Raw genomic sequence first — 17638 nt, 5'->3', positions numbered from 1 at the left:
CCGATGGGTATCGAGGAACAGGTCCCCAGCGGCTTCCTGCTCAGCACCGTCGAAGGACTCGCCGGCTACATGCGCAAGGGCTCCCTCTGGCCGGCCACCTTCGGTCTGGCCTGCTGCGCGATCGAGATGATGGCGACGACATCGGGCCGCTACGACCTCGCCCGATTCGGCATGGAGGCCTTCCGCGCCTCCCCGCGGCAGGCCGACCTGATGATCGTCGCGGGCCGGGTGAGCCAGAAGATGGCACCGGTCCTGCGCCAGATCTATGACCAGATGGCCGAGCCGAAGTGGGTCCTCGCCATGGGGGTCTGCGCCTCTTCGGGCGGCATGTTCAACAACTACGCGATCGTGCAGGGCGTCGACCACATCGTCCCCGTCGACATCTACCTGCCCGGCTGCCCGCCCCGGCCCGAGATGCTCCTCAACGCGATCCTCAAACTGCACGAGAAGATCCAGGAGATGCCGCTGGGCGCCAACCGCGCCGAGGCGATCGCCGCCGCCGAGCAGGCCGCCTTGGACTCGCGCCCCACCATCGAGCTCAAGGGCCTGCTCCGATGAGCGGGATCCGACACCGGCCGGATTCCGAGCCGGAGACCATCACCACCCGGGCCGGACTGTTCGGCGCCGACGGCTCGGGCGACACCTCCGGCTATGGGCGACTGGTCCGCGAGGTCGAACTGGGCGGGACCACCCAACCGCCGTTCGGCGGATACTTCGACGACCTGCTCGACGCGCTGCGCACCGGCCTGGCCCGCCGCGAGGTCAACCCCGACGCCGCGATCGAGAAGGCCCAGGTCCACGTCGGGGAACTGACCGTCTTCATCACGCGCGAGTACCTGCCGATCGTCGCCGGGGTGCTGCGCGACGACCCCGACCTGCGCTTCGAGCTGTGCCGCGGCGTCTCCGGCGTCCACTACCCCGACGACACCGGGCGCGAACTCCACGCCGTCTACCCGCTGCAGTCGATCACCCACAACCGGGTGGTGCGCCTGGAGGTCTGCGCCCCCGACGCCGACCCCCACATCCCCAGCCTCTGCCGCGTCTACCCGACCAACGACTGGCACGAACGGGAGACCTACGACTTCTTCGGCATCGTCTTCGACGGCCACCACAGCCTGACCCGCATCGAGATGCCCGACGACTGGGAGGGCCATCCGCAGCGCAAGGACTACCCGCTGGGCGGCGTCCCCGTCGAATACAAGGGCGCGACCGTGGCGCCGCCGGATCGCCGGAGGTCCTACCACTGATGAGCAGCACCATCGGAGTCACCGGGCGCGACTGGGACGAGGTCGTCGCCGCCGTCCGCGAGCGTGCCGCCGCCGAACCGGGCGAGGAGCGCATCGTCGTCAACATGGGTCCGCAGCACCCGTCGACGCACGGCGTGCTGCGCCTGATCCTGGAGATCGACGGCGAGACGGTCACCGAGGCGCGCTGCGGCATCGGCTATCTGCACACCGGGATCGAGAAGAACCTCGAATACCGGACCTGGACGCAGGGCGTCACCTTCGTGACCCGGATGGACTACCTCGCACCGTTCCACAACGAGGTCGCCTACTGCCTGGGCGTGGAGCGCCTGCTCGGCATCACCGACGACATCCCCCAGCGCGCGACCACCATCCGCGTGCTGTTGATGGAACTCAACCGCATCTCCTCGCACCTGGTGGCGCTGGCGACCGGCGGCCTCGAACTGGGCGCGATGTCGCCGATGTTCCTCGGTTTCGCCGCGCGCGAGACCATCCTCGACGTCTTCGAGGAGATTTCCGGCGTGCGGATGAACCACGCCTACATCCGCCCGGGCGGGGTCGCACAAGACCTGCCCGACGGGGCGCTGGCCATGGTCACCGCCGCCCTCGACGCCCTGCCGGACCAGATCGGCGAGGTCGAGGCACTGCTGACCGAGAACTACATCTGGAAGGCGCGGACCCAGGGCGTCGGCTACCTCGACCTGACCGGCTGCATGGCCCTGGGGATCACCGGGCCGTGCCTCCGCTCCACCGGGCTCCCGCACGACCTGCGCCGCGCCGCGCCCTACTGCGGCTACGAGACCTACGACTTCGAAATCCCCGTCGTCGACACCTGCGACTCCTACGGGCGCTACCTCGTGCGCGTCGCGGAGATGCACGAGTCGCTGCGGATCGCCCGGCAGTGCGTCGAGCGCCTGGCCGAGCCCGGCCCGGTGATGGTCGACGACGGGAAGCTGGGTTGGCCGGCCGAGTTGGAGCTGGGGCCCGACGGCCTGGGCAACTCCCCCGAGCACATCGCCAAGATCATGGGGCAGTCGATGGAGTCGCTGATCCACCACTTCAAGCTCGTCACCGAGGGCTTTCGCGTGCCCGCCGGCCAGTGCTACACCGCGATCGAGTCGCCGCGCGGCGAACTCGGCGTGCACATGGTCTCCGACGGCGGGACCCGCCCGTACCGGGTTCATTTCCGCGACCCGTCGTTCACGAATCTGCAGGCGGTGGCCGCGATGTGCGAGGGCGGCATGGTCGCCGACGTGATCACCGCGGTCGCGAGCATCGACCCGGTCATGGGAGGGGTGGACCGATGACCACCGAACTGAACCCCGACGCCGTGCGCACCGCACCGGTGCCCGTCGAGCTGGGGCTGCCCCGCCAGGGCGAGCCGCATCCGGTGATCACCTTCGACGGCCCCGACGAGTACCCCGCCGAGGTCACCGCGGCACTGGCCGCCGACGCCGCGCCGATCATCGCGCGCTACCCGCAATCGCGTTCGGCGCTGCTGCCGCTGCTGCACCTGGTCCAGGCACAGGACAGCTGCCTCACCAAGGCCGGGATCGGTTTCTGCGCAACGCAACTGGGCCTGACGCGGGCCCAGGTCGCATCGGTGGCCACCTTCTACTCGATGTACCGCAAGCAACCGACCGGCGAGTACCTCGTCGGCGTCTGCACCAACACCACCTGCGCGGTGATGGGCGGCGACGAGATCCTTGCCACGCTGCGCGAACACCTGGGGATCGACCCCGGCGAAACCACCGCCGACGGGCGGATCACCCTCGAACACGTCGAGTGCAACGCGGCCTGCGACCACGCACCGGTCGTCATGGTCAACTGGGAGTTCTTCGACGACCAGTCGCCGACGAGCAGCGTCGAACTCGTCGACGACCTGCGGGCCGGGGTCGCAGTGCCGCCGAGCCGCGGGGTTCCGACCCTGTGCTCCTTCCGGCAGGTCTCCCGACTGCTGGCCGGGGCGCAAACACCCGACGACGACAACGACAGCAACAAGGACGCCGACGCCGGGACCCCCGCCGGCTTCACCCCCGCGCCGCGCAAGCCGGAGCCGGCGACCGTGCCGGTGCTGAGCCGCACGTGGGGGCAGCCGGAGTCGTGGACGCTGGCCGCCTACCGCGAGGACAACGGCTACCACGGGCTGCGTGAGGCGCTGAACCTCTCCCCCGACGAGGTCATCGAAATCGTGAAGGCCTCCGGTCTGCGCGGCCGCGGCGGGGCCGGCTTCCCCGTCGGGACGAAGTGGTCGTTCATCCCGCAAGCCCCCAAGGAGGGCGGCAAGGCGCACTACCTCGTGGTCAACGCCGACGAGTCCGAGCCGGGCACCTGCAAGGACATGCCCCTCATGCTCGGGTCGCCGCACGCCTTGGTCGAGGGCATGATCATCGCGAGCTACGCGATCCGCGCCAACCAGGCGTTCATCTACGTCCGCGGCGAGGTCGCCTCGGTGATCGCCCGGCTGCGCCGCGCCGTCGACGAGGCGTATGCCGCGGGCCTGCTCGGCACCGACATCCTGGGTTCGGGTTTCGATCTCGACCTCGTCGTGCACGCCGGGGCCGGGGCGTACATCTGCGGCGAGGAGACCGCACTCCTCGACTCGCTGGAGGGCCGCCGCGGCCAGCCGCGCCTACGTCCGCCCTTCCCCGCCGTCGCCGGGCTGTATGCCAGCCCCACCGTCGTCAACAACGTGGAGTCCATCGCCAGCGTCCCGGCGATTCTGCGCAACAGCCCGGACTGGTTCCGCGAGTTCGGCACCGAGAAGTCGCCCGGCTTCACCCTGTACTCGCTGTCCGGGCACGTCACCCGCCCCGGCCAGTACGAGGCCCCGTTGGGCGTCACCCTGCGCGAGCTGTTGGAGTTGGCCGGCGGGATCCGCGCCGGGCACCACCTGAAGTTCTGGACCCCCGGCGGATCGTCGACGCCCCTGCTGACCGCCGACCACCTGGACATGCCGCTGGACTACGAGGGCGTCGCCGGCGCCGGATCGATGTTGGGCACCAAGGCCATCCAGCTCTTCGACGAGACGACCTGCGTCGTGCGCGCGGTGCTGCGGTGGAGCGAGTTCTACCAACACGAGTCCTGCGGCAAATGCACCCCCTGCCGCGAGGGCACCTACTGGCTCGTCCAGCTCATGGAGCGCCTGGAGGCCGGGGAGGGCCGGCCCGGCGATCTGGAGAAGCTCCTCGACGTCACCGACAGCATTGTCGGGAAGGCCTTCTGCGCACTCGGCGACGCGGCCGGCGCACCCATCACGTCGTCGCTCGCGCTCTTCCGCGACGAGTACATCGAGCATGCGCGCCTGGGGCACTGCCCCTTCGACCCGGCCGCGTCGACCACGTACGGGGGAGGTGCCCGATGACGACGGTGGAGACCGACCTGGTCACCCTCACGATCGACGGCCAGTCGATCACCGTGCCGGCCGGCACCCTGGTGATCCGGGCCGCCGAAATGTTGGGCATCGAGATCCCCCGCTTCTGCGACCACCCGCTGCTGGACCCGGTCGGCGCCTGCCGCCAATGCCTCGTCGAGGTGGAGGGGCAGCGCAGGCCGATGGCCTCGTGCACCACCGTCGTCTCCGCCGACATGGTGGTGCGCACCCAGGCCACCTCTCCCGATGCCGCCCGCGCCCAGCACGGGGTGATGGAACTGCTGCTCATCAACCACCCGTTGGACTGCCCCACCTGCGACAAGGGCGGCGAGTGCCCGCTGCAGAACCAGGCGATGACGGCGGCCAGCCCGGACACGCGCTTCGACGGGGTCAAGCGGCGCTACACCAAACCGGTGCCGCTGTCGGCGGAGGTGCTGCTCGACCGTGAGCGCTGCGTCCTGTGCGCCCGGTGCACCCGCTTCTCCGACGAGATCGCCGGCGACCCGTTGATCGACCTCGCCGACCGCGGCGCGCTGCAACAGGTCAGCATCTACGAAGACGACCCGTTCGATTCGTACTTCTCCGGCAACACCGTGCAGATCTGCCCGGTGGGCGCCCTGACCAACACCGCCTACCGGTTCCGCGCCCGCCCGTTCGACCTGCGCTCGACGCCCAGCGTCTGCGAACACTGCGCCGGCGGTTGCGCCCAGCGGACCGACGAGCGCCGCGGGAAGGTGTTGCGCCGTCTCGCCGGCGACGATCCCCAGGTCAACGACGAGTGGAACTGCGACAAGGGCCGATGGGCGTTCCCGTACGCAACCCAGCCCGACCGGCTCGCCAACCCGCTGGTCCGCGGACCCGACGGTCACCTACACCCGGCGTCCTGGCCGCACGCGCTGGCGGTCGCGGCGCAGGGGCTGTCCGACGCGCGCACCGGCGTGTTGGTCGGCGGCCGGGCCACCGTCGAGGACGCCTACGCGTATGCGAAGTTCGCCCGAACGGTGTTGGACACCAATGACATCGACTTCCGCGCGCGCGCAAGCAGCGACGAGGAGGCCGACTTCCTCGCCCACCAGATCGCCGGCTCCCCGATGACGGTGACCTACACCGACCTCACCGAGGCCCCCGTCGTCGTCCTCGCCGGGCTGGAGCCCGAAGAAGAATCGCCGATGATCTTCCTGCGGCTGCGCAAAGCGGTCCGCGCGGGGACCACCGCCGTGCACTCGATCGCCCCGTGGAGTTCACGCGGCCTGGTCAAGATCGGCGGGAGCCGGATCCCCTGCCTGCCCGGCAGCGAGGCGGCAGCCCTGGCCGACCCCGCCACCCGCGACCTGCTCGCCACCCCCGGCGCGATCCTGCTGCTCGGCGAGCGCCTGGCCCTGAGTCCCGGCGCCCTGACGGTGGCCGCCACCGTCGCCGACCACACCGGCGCCCGGGTGGGCTGGGTACCGCGGCGGGCCGGTGAACGCGGCGCGGCCGACGTGGGCGCCCTGCCCAACCTGTTGCCGGGTGGGCGCCCGGTCGCCGACGCCGACGCCCGCGCCGAACTCGAAGCCGTGTGGGGCACGGAGCTGCCCGCCGAGCCGGGCCGCGGCACTCCCGCCCTCCTCGACGCCCTCGTCGGGCGCCGGCTCACCGCCGTCGTCGTCGGCGGGGTGGAGGTCGAGGACCTGCCCGACGTCGACGCCGCCCGCGCGGCCCTGTCGACGGCAGGATTCGTGGTCAGCCTCGAACAGCGGCCGAGCACGGTCACCGAGTACGCCGACGTCGTCTTCCCCGTCGCCGCGGTCGCCGAGAAGGCCGGCACCTTCGTCGACTGGGAGGGGCGACCCCGGGCCTTCGGGCCGGCCATCGACGGCGGTGGGCAGATGTCGGACCACCGCGTGCTGACCGCCCTCGCCCAGGCCGCCGGCATCGACCTCGGCTGCGACTCGGCGACCCAGATCCACGCCGAGCTGCAGCGGATGGGCGCGTGGACCGGCAAGCGCGCCGACCTGCCGCCGGCGCCGAGCCCGGCCCCGGTGGTCCCCACCGCCGGTCACGCCCTGTTGGCGAGCTGGCGGCAGTTGCTGGACCGCGGGCGCCTGCAGGACGGCGAGCCCAACCTGGCGGCCACCGCCCATGCGCCCGTGGCCCGGTTGTCCGCGGCCACCGCGGCCGGTGTGGGCGCGGCCGACGGGCAGCGGCTCACGGTGACCGGGCGGGCCGGATCGGTGACCCTGCCACTGGTCGTCACCGATATGCCCGACGGGGTGGTGTGGGTCCCGATGAACTCTCCCGGGTCGCAGATCTACCCGCAGTTGGGCGCGCGCCCCGGCGACGTCGTCGCCCTCGCCCCCGGCGGCCCCGACGAGACGGAGGCGGACCGGTGATCGACTTCCCGACGCTGGAGTCCTTCGGCCACGACACGTGGTGGCTGGTCGTCGCCAAGGCGGTTGCCATCTTCGGTTTCCTGGTGCTGACCGTGCTCGTGGCGATCCTCGCCGAACGCAAGATCATGGCCCGGATGCAGCGGCGCTACGGCCCCAACCGGGTCGGCTGGCACGGCGCGCTGCAAAGCCTCGCCGACGGGGTGAAACTCGCCCTCAAGGAGGGGCTGACCCCGGCCGGGGTGGACCGCCCGATCTACCTGCTCGCCCCGATCATCGCGACCATCCCCGCCTTCACCGCGTTCGCCGTCATCCCGTTCGGCCCGTCGGTGTCGGTGTTCGGCCACCACACCCCGCTGCAACTGACCGACCTGCCCGTCGCGGTGTTGTACATCCTCGCCATCACCTCGATCGGCGTGTACGGAATCGTCTTGGCGGGCTGGTCGTCGGGCAGCACCTATCCGCTGCTGGGCGGCCTGCGCTCCACCGCACAGGTCATCTCCTACGAGATCGCCATGGGGTTGTGCTTCGCCGCGGTGTTCCTGCTGTCATCGACGATGTCGACGTCGGAGATCATCGGCAGCCAGCACCGCCACTGGTTCATCCTGCTGCTGCTTCCGTCGTTCATCATCTACGCCATCTCCATGGTCGGCGAGACCAACCGCGCACCCTTCGACCTGCCCGAGGCCGAGGGCGAGCTCGTCGGCGGCTTCCACACCGAGTACTCCTCGCTGAAGTTCGCGATGTTCATGCTCGCCGAATACGTGAACATGACGACGGTCGCGGCACTGGCGACGATCCTGTTCCTCGGCGGCTGGATGGCCCCGTGGCCGCTGAGCCTGATCCCCGGCGCGAACTCCGGTTGGCTCCCGGTGCTCTGGTTCGTCGCCAAGGTGTGGGTCTTCCTCTTCGTCTTCATCTGGCTGCGCACCACGCTGCCCCGGCTGCGCTACGACCAATTCATGGGGCTGGGGTGGCGGGTCCTCATCCCGGCGTCGCTGACCTGGGTCATGGTGGTGGCCCTCATCCGCGCCGCCACCCTCAACTCGTCGGACACCACCCGCGCGGTGGTCTTGGCCGTCGGCGGGGTGCTCGCCGCCGCCCTCCTGCTCGGCGGGATCGTGCGCGCAATGCGGGCACCGCGCGAACGCGCCGCCCCCTCGTCGGGCGCCGCCGCGTCGCTGTCACCGGCCTTCCCCGTCCCCCCGTTGCCCGGCGCCACCGCCGGCGCGACCCGCCCCGTCCCGGAGGTGACCAATGCCTGACTTCGGTAAACCCATCGCCGGTTTCGGCGTCATGTTCGGCGGCATGTTCCGCGAACCCATCACCGAGCAGTACCCGGAGGAACCGGCACCGGTCGCCGCGCGCTACCACGGCCGCCACCAGCTCAACCGCTACGACGACGGGCTGGAGAAGTGCATCGGCTGCGAGCTGTGCGCCTGGGCCTGCCCGGCCGACGCGATCTTCGTCGAAGGCGCGCCCAACACCGACGAGGAGCGCTACTCACCCGGCGAGCGATACGGCCGCGTCTACCAGATCAACTACCTGCGCTGTATCGGCTGCGCGCTGTGCATCGAGGCCTGCCCGACCCGGGCGCTGACCATGACCCACGAGTTCGAACTCGCCGACGACAACCGCGGCGACCTGATCTACGAGAAGGACCGTTTGCTGGCCCCGCCGCCGCCCGGCGCCGAACCGACCCCGCAGCACAAACCCGCCCGCGCCGTCGACTACTACCTCGGGCAGGCCGGGCAGGCCCAAGACCCGGACCCGACTTCCCCAGAGGGCGCGGCGGAGACGACCCGATGACGGGCGCGGTCACGGCGACGGGCATCAGCCTCGCCGCGGAGTTGACGCGCACCTCCACCGGCGAAGCCGTGCAGTTCTGGGTCCTCGGCGTCATCGTCGTCCTCGGCGCACTGGGCGTGGTGTGCTCGCCCAAGGCCGTCTACTCGGCGATGTTCCTGGCCATGACAATGCTGATCCTCGCGGTGTTCTACATCGCGCAGGGGGCGCTGTTCCTGGGCATCGTGCAGATCGTCGTGTACACCGGCGCGGTGATGATGTTGTTCCTGTTCGTCATCATGCTGATCGGCGTTGACTCCGCCGACTCCCTGGTCGAGACGATCCGCGGCCAGCGCTTCGTCGCCATCGGACTGGGCCTCGGGTTCGGGGTGCTGCTGATCGCGGCCATCGCCAACGCCACCCTCGCGACCTTCGTCGGCTTCAGCTCGGCGACCGGCGGCAACGAGGCCATCGCCGATCTCGGCCGACTCATCTTCGGGAAATACCTGTGGGCGTTCGAGTTGACCGGGGCCCTGCTGATCACCGCCACCCTCGGCGCCATGGTCCTGGCCCACCGGCCGCGCACCACCGCCCGACCCACCCAGCGCGAGCTGTCCATGGCCCGGTTCCGCGCCGACTCCCCGGTCCCGCCGACGCCCCTGCCGGCCTCCGGGGTCTTCGCCCGGCACAACGCCGTCGACGTCCCGGCCCGGCTGCCTGACGGCTCGCCGTCGCCCCTGTCGGTGAACAAGACCCTCGGCGGCGGCCCGGTGCGCGGCGAACCCGGTACCGACGATCCCGCGATCGGGGGCGACGACTGATGAACCCCGCCAACTACCTCTACATCGCCGCGCTACTCTTCACCATCGGTGCGGCAGGAGTCCTGTTGCGGCGCAACGCGATCGTGGTCTTCATGTGCGTCGAGCTCATGCTCAACGCGGCGAACCTGTCCTTCGTCACCTTCGCCCGCATGCACGGCACCTTCGACGGCCAGACCATCGCCTTCTTCACGATGGTCGTCGCCGCGGCCGAGGTCGTCGTCGGCCTCGCGATCATCATGACCATCTACCGGACCAGGCGCTCGGCCTCGGTCGACGACGCGAATCTGCTGGCCCGGTGAGCCGCCGATGACCGCCACGTCGATCGAACTGCTGGGCCTGGTGCCCGGGCTGCCCGCTCTGGGGGCCGCCTTGACCCTGATCCTGGGCCGACGCGCCGACCGGTGGGGCCACCTGCTGTCGACCGCCCTCGTCGGGGCATCCTTTCTGATCACCGCCTGCCTGTGGTCGCGGATGCTCATGCGCGACCAGTTGGACCGGCCGGTCACCGTGCGGTTCTACTCGTGGATCCCGGTGGACCGGCTGCAGGTGGACATCGCACTGCGGCTCGATCAGTTGTCGATCTGCTTCGCCCTGCTCATCACCGGCGTCGGCTTCCTCATCCACGTCTACTCGATCGGGTACATGTCGCACGATCCCGACCGCCGGCGCTTCTTCGCCTACCTCAACCTGTTCGTCGCGGCGATGCTGCTGCTCGTCCTGGCCGACAACTACGTGCTGATGTACGCCGGCTGGGAGGGCGTGGGCCTGGCGTCGTACCTGCTCATCGGGTTCTGGCAGTACAAGAAGTCCGCCGCGACCGCCGCGAAGAAGGCCTTCGTCGTCAACCGCGTCGGCGACATGGGCTTCGTCATCGCCCTGATGATCATCTTCACCCACTTCGGCTCCTTCCGAGTCTCCGACGTCCTGGCCGCCACCGCGACCGCGCCGGAGTCGACGCTGACCGCCGTCGGGCTGATGCTTCTGCTGGCCGCCTGCGCCAAATCCGCCCAGGTGCCGCTGCAGTCCTGGCTCGGCGACGCGATGGAGGGCCCGACCCCGGTCTCGGCCCTGATCCACGCCGCCACCATGGTCACCGCCGGCGTCTACCTGATCGTGCGGTCCGGGCCGGTCTTCGACCACGCGCCCTCCGCGCAGACCGCCGTCGTCGTGGTCGGCGCGGTGACGTTGGTGTTCGGCGCGATCATCGGTTGCGCGAAGGACGACATCAAGAAGGCGCTCGCCGCGTCGACGATGAGCCAGATCGGCTACATGGTGCTGGCCGCCGGGTTGGGGCCGGCGGGCTACGTGTTCGCCATCGCGCACCTGCTGGCGCACGGATTCTTCAAGGCCGGGCTGTTCCTCGGCTCCGGCGCGGTCATGCACGCGATGAACGACGAGACCGACATGCGCCGCTACGGCGGCCTGCGCAAGGCCATGCCGATCACCTTCGCCACCTTCGGCCTGGCGTACCTGGCCATCATCGGCATCCCACCGCTGGCCGGGTTCTTCACCAAGGACCACATCATCGAGGCCGCGTTCGGCGCCGGCGGCATCCGCGGGCCGGTCCTCGGCGCGGCCACCGTGATCGGCGCCGGGCTGACCGCGTTCTACATGACGCGGGTGATGATCCTGACCTTCTTCGGCACGCCGCGCTGGCAGCCGACCGACGGGGCGCACCCACACCCGCACGAGGCCCCGGCGTCGATGACCGGGCCGATGATCGTGCTGGCCTTCGGCTCGGTCGGGGCCGGTGCGCTGTTCGTCGTCGGCGGCCGCCTCGCGGACTGGCTGGCCCCCATCACCGGCGAGGCCCACCACGAGCTGCCCGTCCCGGCCTGGCTGATCAGCCTCGGCGTGCTCGCCGTCGTCGCCGTCGGGGTCGGGATCGCCTGGCGGATGTACCGCGACGAGGTGCCCGCCACCGCGCCCGCCGGGTCGCCGCTGACCCGGGCGGCGCGCGCCGACCTCTACGGCGACCGATTCAACGAAGCAGCCTTGATGGTTCCCGGACAGCAGCTCACCGCGGCGCTGCGGGTCGTCGAGGACCGCGGGTTTGCCGGTGCCGAAACCGGACTCGCGCTCGGCGTCGACGGCGGGTCGCGGCTGCTGCGCGAGACCCAGAACGGATATGTGCGCTCCTATGCGCTCGCCATCCTCTCGGGCGCGGTCATCGTCGCCGCGGTGGTCCTGGCGGTGGCACTATGACCTCGACACCGTGGCTGACCGTCCTGTGGTTGCTGCCCGCACTCGGCGCGATCGCCATCGCCGCGCTGCCCGCGACCGTCGACGACCGCCGTCGGCGCTGGGCCCGAGGAGCCGGACTGGCCGTCGCGGTGGCGACACTCGGCTGGTCGATCGCGATGACCGTCGCGTTCCGCGCCGACTCCGGCGCGCGCTTCGACCTCACCGAGTCGCACCGGTGGATCCCGGCGATCGGCGCCCGCTACGAGCTCGGGCTCGACGGGATCGGCCTCGTCCTGGTCCTGCTCACCACCGCGCTGATCCCGCTGCTGCTGCTGGCCTGGCGTTCCGATGACGACGACTCGTCGGTCCACCGCTACATCGCGCTGACACTCGCGGTCGAGGCGATGGTGCTGCTGAGTTTCGTCGCCACCGACCTGCTGCTGTTCTACCTCGTCTTCGAGGCCATGCTCATCCCGATGTACTTCCTCATCGGCGGTTGGGGCGAGCTGGACCGTGCTGTCCGCGCCCGGGCGGCCATGAAGTTCTTGCTGTACAACCTCTTTGGCGGGCTGATCATGCTCGCCGGGGTGATCGGGTTGTACGTGTTGACCGTGCGCGCCTCACTCGGCGAAGACGGCCGCGGCACCTTCGGGCTCACCGATCTCACCGCCGCCATCGCCGACGGGAAGATCGACGTCGGGGGTCCGGCGGGGATCGCCATCTGCGGCGCCCTGCTGTTCGCCTTCGCGGTCAAGGCGCCGGTGTGGCCGGTGCACGCCTGGCTGCCCGACGCGGCCGTCGCCGGCACCCCGTCCACCGGCGTCCTGATGATGGCCGTGATGGACAAGGTCGGCACGTTCGCGATGCTGCGCTTCGTCGTCGAACTCTTCGGCGACACCGCCACGAAGTTCGCACCGTGGATGAGCGCCCTGGCCGTCGTCAGCATCGTCTACGGGCTGATCCTGGCAATCGCCCAAACCGATCTGATGCGGCTGATCACCTACACGTCGATCTCGCATTTCGGCTTCATCGTGCTCGGCGTCTTCGCCCTGACACCGCAGTCGCAGGCCGGCGCGACCCTCTACATGGTCAACCACGGCATCTCGACCGCCGCCCTGTTCCTCGTGGCCGGGTTCCTGGTGGGACGGCGGGGTGCCGCCGACGCCCCCGGCGGCAACCGGGCGATCGACGGCTTCGGCGGGGTGCAGCGCGCCGCCCCGGTGCTCTCGGCGGTCTTCCTCGTGGCCGGCCTCGCCACCCTGTCGTTGCCCGGACTGGCGCCGTTCGTCTCCGAGTTCCTGGTGATGATCGGCAGCTTCGGGCGCTACCCGGTGGCCGCCGTCCTGGCGACCGTCGCCCTGGTTGGTTCGGCCGTGTACATCCTGTGGACCTACCAGCGGATGATGGGCGGCCCGGTCACCCCGCGCGCCGAGGGTATCGGCGACCTCCGTGCCCGCGAGCGCCTCGTGCTCTTCCCGCTGATCGCCGCACTCTTGATCCTCGGGTTCTGGCCCCGACCCGCCTTGGACGCCATCACCCCGGCGGTGGACCACACCCTGCAGTCGGTTTCGGTCGCACCGCCGCCACCGACCCCCGGCACCACAAGCACCGTCGTACCGCGGCAGGGAGGCCACCGGTGAACACTGTCTTCCTCGGCGCGACCGTGGTCGCACCCAGCATCGACTACCGGGCCCTCTCCCCGATGCTCGTCGTCTTCGGTGCCGCCGTGCTCGCCGTCCTCGTCGACGCCTTCCTGCCGGTGCGGTGGCGCTCCCGCACGCAGCTGGTGCTGGCGCTGGCGGGTCTGGTGGGCGCCTTGGCGGCCGTGATCGCCCTGGCCGTCGGCGGATCGCATCGCACCGCCATGAGCGGCGCCGTCGTCCTCGACGGCCCGGCGCTGTTCGCCCAGGGCCTGATCGTCTCGGTCGCCATCCTCACCGTCCTCGTGTGCAGCGAGCGGCGGCTGGACAACGTGTGGGCGCCGGTGGCGGTGGCCTCGGCGGTCCCCTCCGCCAGCGCCGGCTCCGACTCCGATCTGGTCGCCGACCCGTTCACGCCGGCCGCGTCGACGGTGCCCGGGTCCGAGGCGGAACTCGCCGCCGGCCGCACCGGGTCGCTCACCACCGAGGTGTTTCCGCTGACGCTGTTCGCGACCGGCGGCATGATGCTGTTCGGGTCGGCCGGCGATCTGCTGACGATGTTCATCGCGCTCGAGGTCTTCTCCCTGCCGCTCTACATCCTGTGCGGTCTGGCCCGTCGTCGTCGTCTGCTGTCGCAGGAGGCGGCGCTGAAGTACTTCCTGCTCGGCGCCTTCGCATCGGCGTTCTTTCTCTTCGGCGCCTCCTTCGTCTACGGCGCGACTGGAACCCTCTCGCTCGCCGACGCCGCGACGGTGATCAGCGGCTCGGCGGATGCGACCCTCGCCCTGATCGGCCTGTCGCTGTTGGCCGTCGGCCTGCTGTTCAAGGTGGGCGCGGTGCCCTTCGGCTCGTGGGTCCCCGACGTGTACCAGGGTGCGCCGACGCCGATCACCGCGTTCATGGCGTCGGCGACCAAGGTGGCGGCCTTCGTCGCCCTGGCACGCGTCTTCTACGTGACCTTCCCGTCGTTGGCCGACCAGTGGCGGCCGGCGTTGTGGGTGGTGGCGATCGCGACGATGGTGATCGCGACGATCATGGCGGTGACCCAGGGCGACATCAAGCGGATGTTCGCGTATTCGTCGATGGTGCACGCAGGGTTCATCCTCGTCGGGGTGATCGCGCTGAACGACGCCGGACTCTCGGCGATCCTGTTCTATCTGGCGGCTTATGCCTTCTCCGCCTTCGGCGGTTTCGCGTTGCTGTCGGTCGTGCGCGACGGGGCCGGCCGCGAGGCCACCCGCCTGGAGTCGTGGGCCGGGATCGGGCGTAGCCGCCCCCTCGTCGGCGCCCTGCTGGCGCTGTTCCTGCTGGCGTTCGCTGGTATCCCGCTGACGACCGGGTTCATCGCCAAGTTCGTGGTGTTCGCCGCGGCGGGGTCGTCGGGGGCGTGGGCGTTGGTCATCGTCGGCGTGGTGGCGAGCGCGGTGGCCGCCTACTTCTACCTGCGGGTCATCGTCGCGATGTTCTTCACCGATCCCGACGAGGAGGCGGCCGACGAGTCGGCCGTCGAAGTCCGGCAGCCGAGCCTGGTGACGACGCTTTCGATCGCCGTGTGCGCCGTGGTCACGCTCGGCTTCGGTATCGCTCCGCAGTGGCTGCTCTCGCTCGCCGACTCGGCTGTCCCCTTCCTCCACTAACCCCCGAGAGGGGAGGCATAGGGTGGGAAGCATGCGCGGAACGATTCTTCATGCCCCCGGTGACGTCCGATCCGAAACCCTTCCCGACCCGACCATCGTCGAACCCACCGATGCGATCATCGAGACCTCGGCGACCTGCGTCTGCGGTTCCGACCTGTGGCCGTACCGCGGCATCAACAAGTTCGACAAGCCGTGGGCCATCGGGCATGAATACGTCGGCGTCGTGCGCGAGGTCGGCTCCGACGTGACGACGGTCAAGCCCGGCCAGTTCGTCATCGGCTCCTTCTTCGCGTCGGACAACACCTGCCCGCACTGCCGGGCCGGGTACCAATCGGGTTGCGAACAACTCGTCTCGATGACGGGCTGCCAGGCCGAGGCGATCCGGATCCCGCTCGCCGACGGGACGCTCGTCGCCACCCCCGAGGCCCCGTCGGACGACATGCTCCCGGATCTGCTGACGCTGTCCGACGTGATGGGCACCGGTTGGTACGCGGCCAAAGCCGCCGGCGTCGCACCCGGCCACACGACCGTGGTCGTCGGCGACGGGGCGGTCGGACTGTCCGCGGTCCTCGCCGCGAAGCAACTCGGCGCCGAGCGCATCATCATCATGTCCCGCCACGCAGACCGTCAGGCCGTCGCCCGCGAGTTCGGCGCGACCGACATCGTCGAGGAGCGCGGCAAGGAGGCCGTCGCCCAGATCAAGGAGCTGACGAACGGGGTCGGCGCGGACAGCGTCGCCGAATGCGTCGGTACCCAGGAATCGATGACCACCGCCCTCGACAGTGCACGGCAAGGCGCGGGGGTCGGCTTTGTCGGCGTGCCCCACGATGTCAAGATCCCGATGGGACGGCTGTTCCGCAACCACGTGCGCCTGCAGGGCGGCGGCGCGCCGGTGCGCGGCTACCTACCGGACCTGATCGACCGCGTCTACGCCGGCGACTTCCACCCCGGCCTGGTCTTCGACCTCAAGCTCCCGCTGGCCGAGGTCGCCGAGGGCTATCGCGCCATGGATGAGCGACGCGCGATCAAGACCTTCCTCATCCCGTGACACCCGACCAGCCCCGTCTCCTGGAATGAGAAAACTCCCCCGCCATCAGGCGGGGGAGTTCGGCGGTGGCGGGGGGATTTGAACCCCCGGTACGGGGTTACCGCACACAGCATTTCGAGTGCTGCACCTTCGGCCGCTCGGACACGCCACCGCGAAAAACTGTACCGCAGGCGCCCGCCGACGTTAAATCAGCAGGTCACCTGCGGTACGAAGTCGCGACATCGCCGCAAACGCGCGGCGAAATCGGGGTCTTACTTGTCGCCGCCGAGGAACTTGTCCTTCAGCTCGCCCAGCTTCTCCTTGGCGCCTTCGACGACTTCGTTGACCTTCTCGTTGTTTGCCAGCTCGCCCAGCTTCTCCTTGGCGCCCTCGACGACCTCGTTGACCTTTTCGTTGCCGGCCAGCTCGCTGACCTTCTCCTTGGCCGCGTTGACGGCCTCGTTCACCTTGTCGCTCGCATCAGACATTGGGCACTCCTTCGATCTTGGACGGATCTGACCCGCTTAATGTGCCACGTGGCCGGAGTCCCGTCCACATTTCCGCCGGATGGGGCTCAACTGTCGCGGTGACCGGCGAAGAACCGCGTGAGCAGTTCGGCGCACTCGTCGGCGAGCACTCCCCCGCGCACCTGCGGGCGGTGGGTCAGCCGCTGGTCGCGCAGCACATCCCACAGCGATCCGACGGCTCCTGTCTTCGGCTCCCACGCCCCGAACACGACCTTGTCGATCCGGGCCAACCCGATCGCCCCGGCACACATCGTGCACGGCTCGACGGTCACCGCCAGGGTGCACCCACCGAGCCGCCACCCATCGCCGAACTCGTGCGCGGCGGCGCGCAGCGCCAGGATCTCGGCATGCCCGCACGGGTCGGCGTCGGCCTCCCGACGATTGCCGGCGCGCGCGATCTCAAAACCCTCCGGGTCGACGACGACGGCGCCGATCGGCACATCGTCGGGCCCGGATTGCGCGGCCGCCTCGATCGCCAGCCGGATGAGCCGCTCGTCGTCGTGGCGCGTCATCGGCCTAGTGGCCCAGCGTGTCGAGGACCTTGCTGAGCTCGTCGGCGAAGCCGAGCCGGGCCGCGATCATGCCGACCTGCTCGTCGGCGTACAGATCGGTGTCGGAGACGATCACCGACATCACCGCGTCGGGCAGACCGAGATCCGACAGGACCGCCAGGTCGCCTTCCTCCCACGGCTCGACGTCGTCGAGTTCATCGGAGTCGAAGTCGGGGATGTCGACGTTGAGCGCGTCGAGGGTGTCGGCGGCGACGTCGTAGTCGATAGCGGCGGTCGCATCGGAGACCAGCAGCCGCGCACCCCCGGGAGCGGGTCGCACGACGATGAAGAACTCGTCGTCGACGTCGAGCAACCCGAACACGGCTCCGGCGGCGCGCAGGTCGCGCAGCTGGCGTTCGGCGTCCTCGAGGTTGGTCAGCGCCGAGGAATCCAGGGCGGTCACCTTCCAGGAGCTCTCCTCCCGCACGACGGCCACCGCGAAACCGTCCAGGTCACCATCGGAGTCACTCGCTGCCATGC

At 70.1% G+C, this 17638-nt stretch carries 16 protein-coding genes and 1 tRNA gene; 13 read left to right on the top strand and 4 right to left on the bottom strand.

The genetic code is table 11. The features are described from left to right. The first annotated feature begins 3 nt into the window (after nt 1–3). From nbrcactino_RS02560 to nbrcactino_RS02500, 13 genes are all read left to right on the top strand, one after another. Nucleotides 4–558, top strand: a complete 555-nt coding sequence (locus nbrcactino_RS02560; protein WP_161925942.1) for a NuoB/complex I 20 kDa subunit family protein — start codon at nt 4–6, stop codon at nt 556–558. Further along, nucleotides 555–1247 (top strand): NADH-quinone oxidoreductase subunit C, encoded by a 693-nt coding sequence (locus nbrcactino_RS02555; RefSeq protein WP_161925941.1) that lies wholly within the window; start codon nt 555–557, stop codon nt 1245–1247. Before nbrcactino_RS02560 ends, nbrcactino_RS02555 begins: the two co-directional genes overlap by 4 nt. Further along, a complete protein-coding gene (locus nbrcactino_RS02550) occupies nt 1247–2551 on the top strand; it encodes an NADH-quinone oxidoreductase subunit D (RefSeq protein ID WP_161925940.1) in 1305 nt (434 codons plus the stop codon). Before nbrcactino_RS02555 ends, nbrcactino_RS02550 begins: the two co-directional genes overlap by 1 nt. Further along, nucleotides 2548–4608 carry an NADH-quinone oxidoreductase subunit NuoF gene (gene nuoF, locus nbrcactino_RS02545; protein WP_161925939.1) on the top strand — a complete coding sequence of 687 codons (2061 nt, stop codon included), beginning with the start codon at nt 2548–2550 and terminating at the stop codon, nt 4606–4608. Before nbrcactino_RS02550 ends, nuoF begins: the two co-directional genes overlap by 4 nt. Continuing rightward, nucleotides 4605–6989 (top strand): NADH-quinone oxidoreductase subunit G, encoded by a 2385-nt coding sequence (locus nbrcactino_RS02540; protein WP_161925938.1) that lies wholly within the window; start codon nt 4605–4607, stop codon nt 6987–6989. The genes nuoF and nbrcactino_RS02540 overlap by 4 nt, the downstream gene beginning before the upstream one ends. Next, entirely contained in the window at nt 6986–8251 is a 1266-nt protein-coding gene (nuoH, locus tag nbrcactino_RS02535; protein WP_161925937.1) for an NADH-quinone oxidoreductase subunit NuoH, read from the top strand. Before nbrcactino_RS02540 ends, nuoH begins: the two co-directional genes overlap by 4 nt. Then, complete coding sequence (nuoI, locus tag nbrcactino_RS02530; protein WP_161925936.1) at nt 8244–8795, top strand: NADH-quinone oxidoreductase subunit NuoI; 552 nt, start codon at nt 8244–8246, stop codon at nt 8793–8795. Before nuoH ends, nuoI begins: the two co-directional genes overlap by 8 nt. Then, nucleotides 8792–9592, top strand: a complete 801-nt coding sequence (locus tag nbrcactino_RS02525; protein ID WP_161925935.1) for an NADH-quinone oxidoreductase subunit J — start codon at nt 8792–8794, stop codon at nt 9590–9592. The genes nuoI and nbrcactino_RS02525 overlap by 4 nt, the downstream gene beginning before the upstream one ends. Then, the gene (gene nuoK / locus nbrcactino_RS02520; protein WP_161925934.1) at nt 9592–9891 is read left to right on the top strand and encodes an NADH-quinone oxidoreductase subunit NuoK; all 300 of its coding nucleotides are present in this window, start codon (nt 9592–9594) and stop codon (nt 9889–9891) included. The genes nbrcactino_RS02525 and nuoK overlap by 1 nt, the downstream gene beginning before the upstream one ends. Nucleotides 9892–9898: 7 nt before the next feature. Beyond that, nucleotides 9899–11797 carry an NADH-quinone oxidoreductase subunit L gene (gene nuoL, locus nbrcactino_RS02515; protein ID WP_161925933.1) on the top strand — a complete coding sequence of 633 codons (1899 nt, stop codon included), beginning with the start codon at nt 9899–9901 and terminating at the stop codon, nt 11795–11797. Then, nucleotides 11794–13416, top strand: a complete 1623-nt coding sequence (locus nbrcactino_RS02510) for an NADH-quinone oxidoreductase subunit M (RefSeq protein WP_161925932.1) — start codon at nt 11794–11796, stop codon at nt 13414–13416. Before nuoL ends, nbrcactino_RS02510 begins: the two co-directional genes overlap by 4 nt. A gap of 62 nt (nt 13417–13478) precedes the next feature. Continuing rightward, nucleotides 13479–15053 (top strand): NADH-quinone oxidoreductase subunit NuoN, encoded by a 1575-nt coding sequence (gene nuoN, locus nbrcactino_RS02505; RefSeq protein ID WP_371864546.1) that lies wholly within the window; start codon nt 13479–13481, stop codon nt 15051–15053. Between the two features lie 31 nt (nt 15054–15084). Further along, nucleotides 15085–16101, top strand: coding sequence for a zinc-dependent alcohol dehydrogenase family protein (locus tag nbrcactino_RS02500; protein ID WP_161925930.1), 1017 nt, complete (start codon nt 15085–15087; stop codon nt 16099–16101). A gap of 63 nt (nt 16102–16164) precedes the next feature. Here the strand turns inward: nbrcactino_RS02500 and nbrcactino_RS02495 are convergent. The 4 genes from nbrcactino_RS02495 to nbrcactino_RS02480 form a co-directional block, all read right to left on the bottom strand. Beyond that, a tRNA-Ser gene (locus nbrcactino_RS02495) sits at nt 16165–16252 on the bottom strand. Between the two features lie 100 nt (nt 16253–16352). Continuing rightward, entirely contained in the window at nt 16353–16568 is a 216-nt protein-coding gene (locus tag nbrcactino_RS02490; protein WP_161925929.1) for a hypothetical protein, read from the bottom strand. Between the two features lie 86 nt (nt 16569–16654). Beyond that, nucleotides 16655–17119 (bottom strand): nucleoside deaminase, encoded by a 465-nt coding sequence (locus nbrcactino_RS02485; RefSeq protein WP_161925928.1) that lies wholly within the window; start codon nt 17117–17119, stop codon nt 16655–16657. Nucleotides 17120–17123: 4 nt separating this feature from the next. Further along, nucleotides 17124–17636 carry a tRNA adenosine deaminase-associated protein gene (locus nbrcactino_RS02480; protein WP_161925927.1) on the bottom strand — a complete coding sequence of 171 codons (513 nt, stop codon included), beginning with the start codon at nt 17634–17636 and terminating at the stop codon, nt 17124–17126. Nucleotides 17637–17638: the final 2 nt, after the last annotated feature.

Origin of the sequence: Gordonia crocea (assembly GCF_009932435.1) — a bacterium.
Lineage (GTDB): Bacteria > Actinomycetota > Actinomycetes > Mycobacteriales > Mycobacteriaceae > Gordonia > Gordonia crocea.
This window is presented reverse-complemented; position numbering and strand designations above follow the sequence as displayed.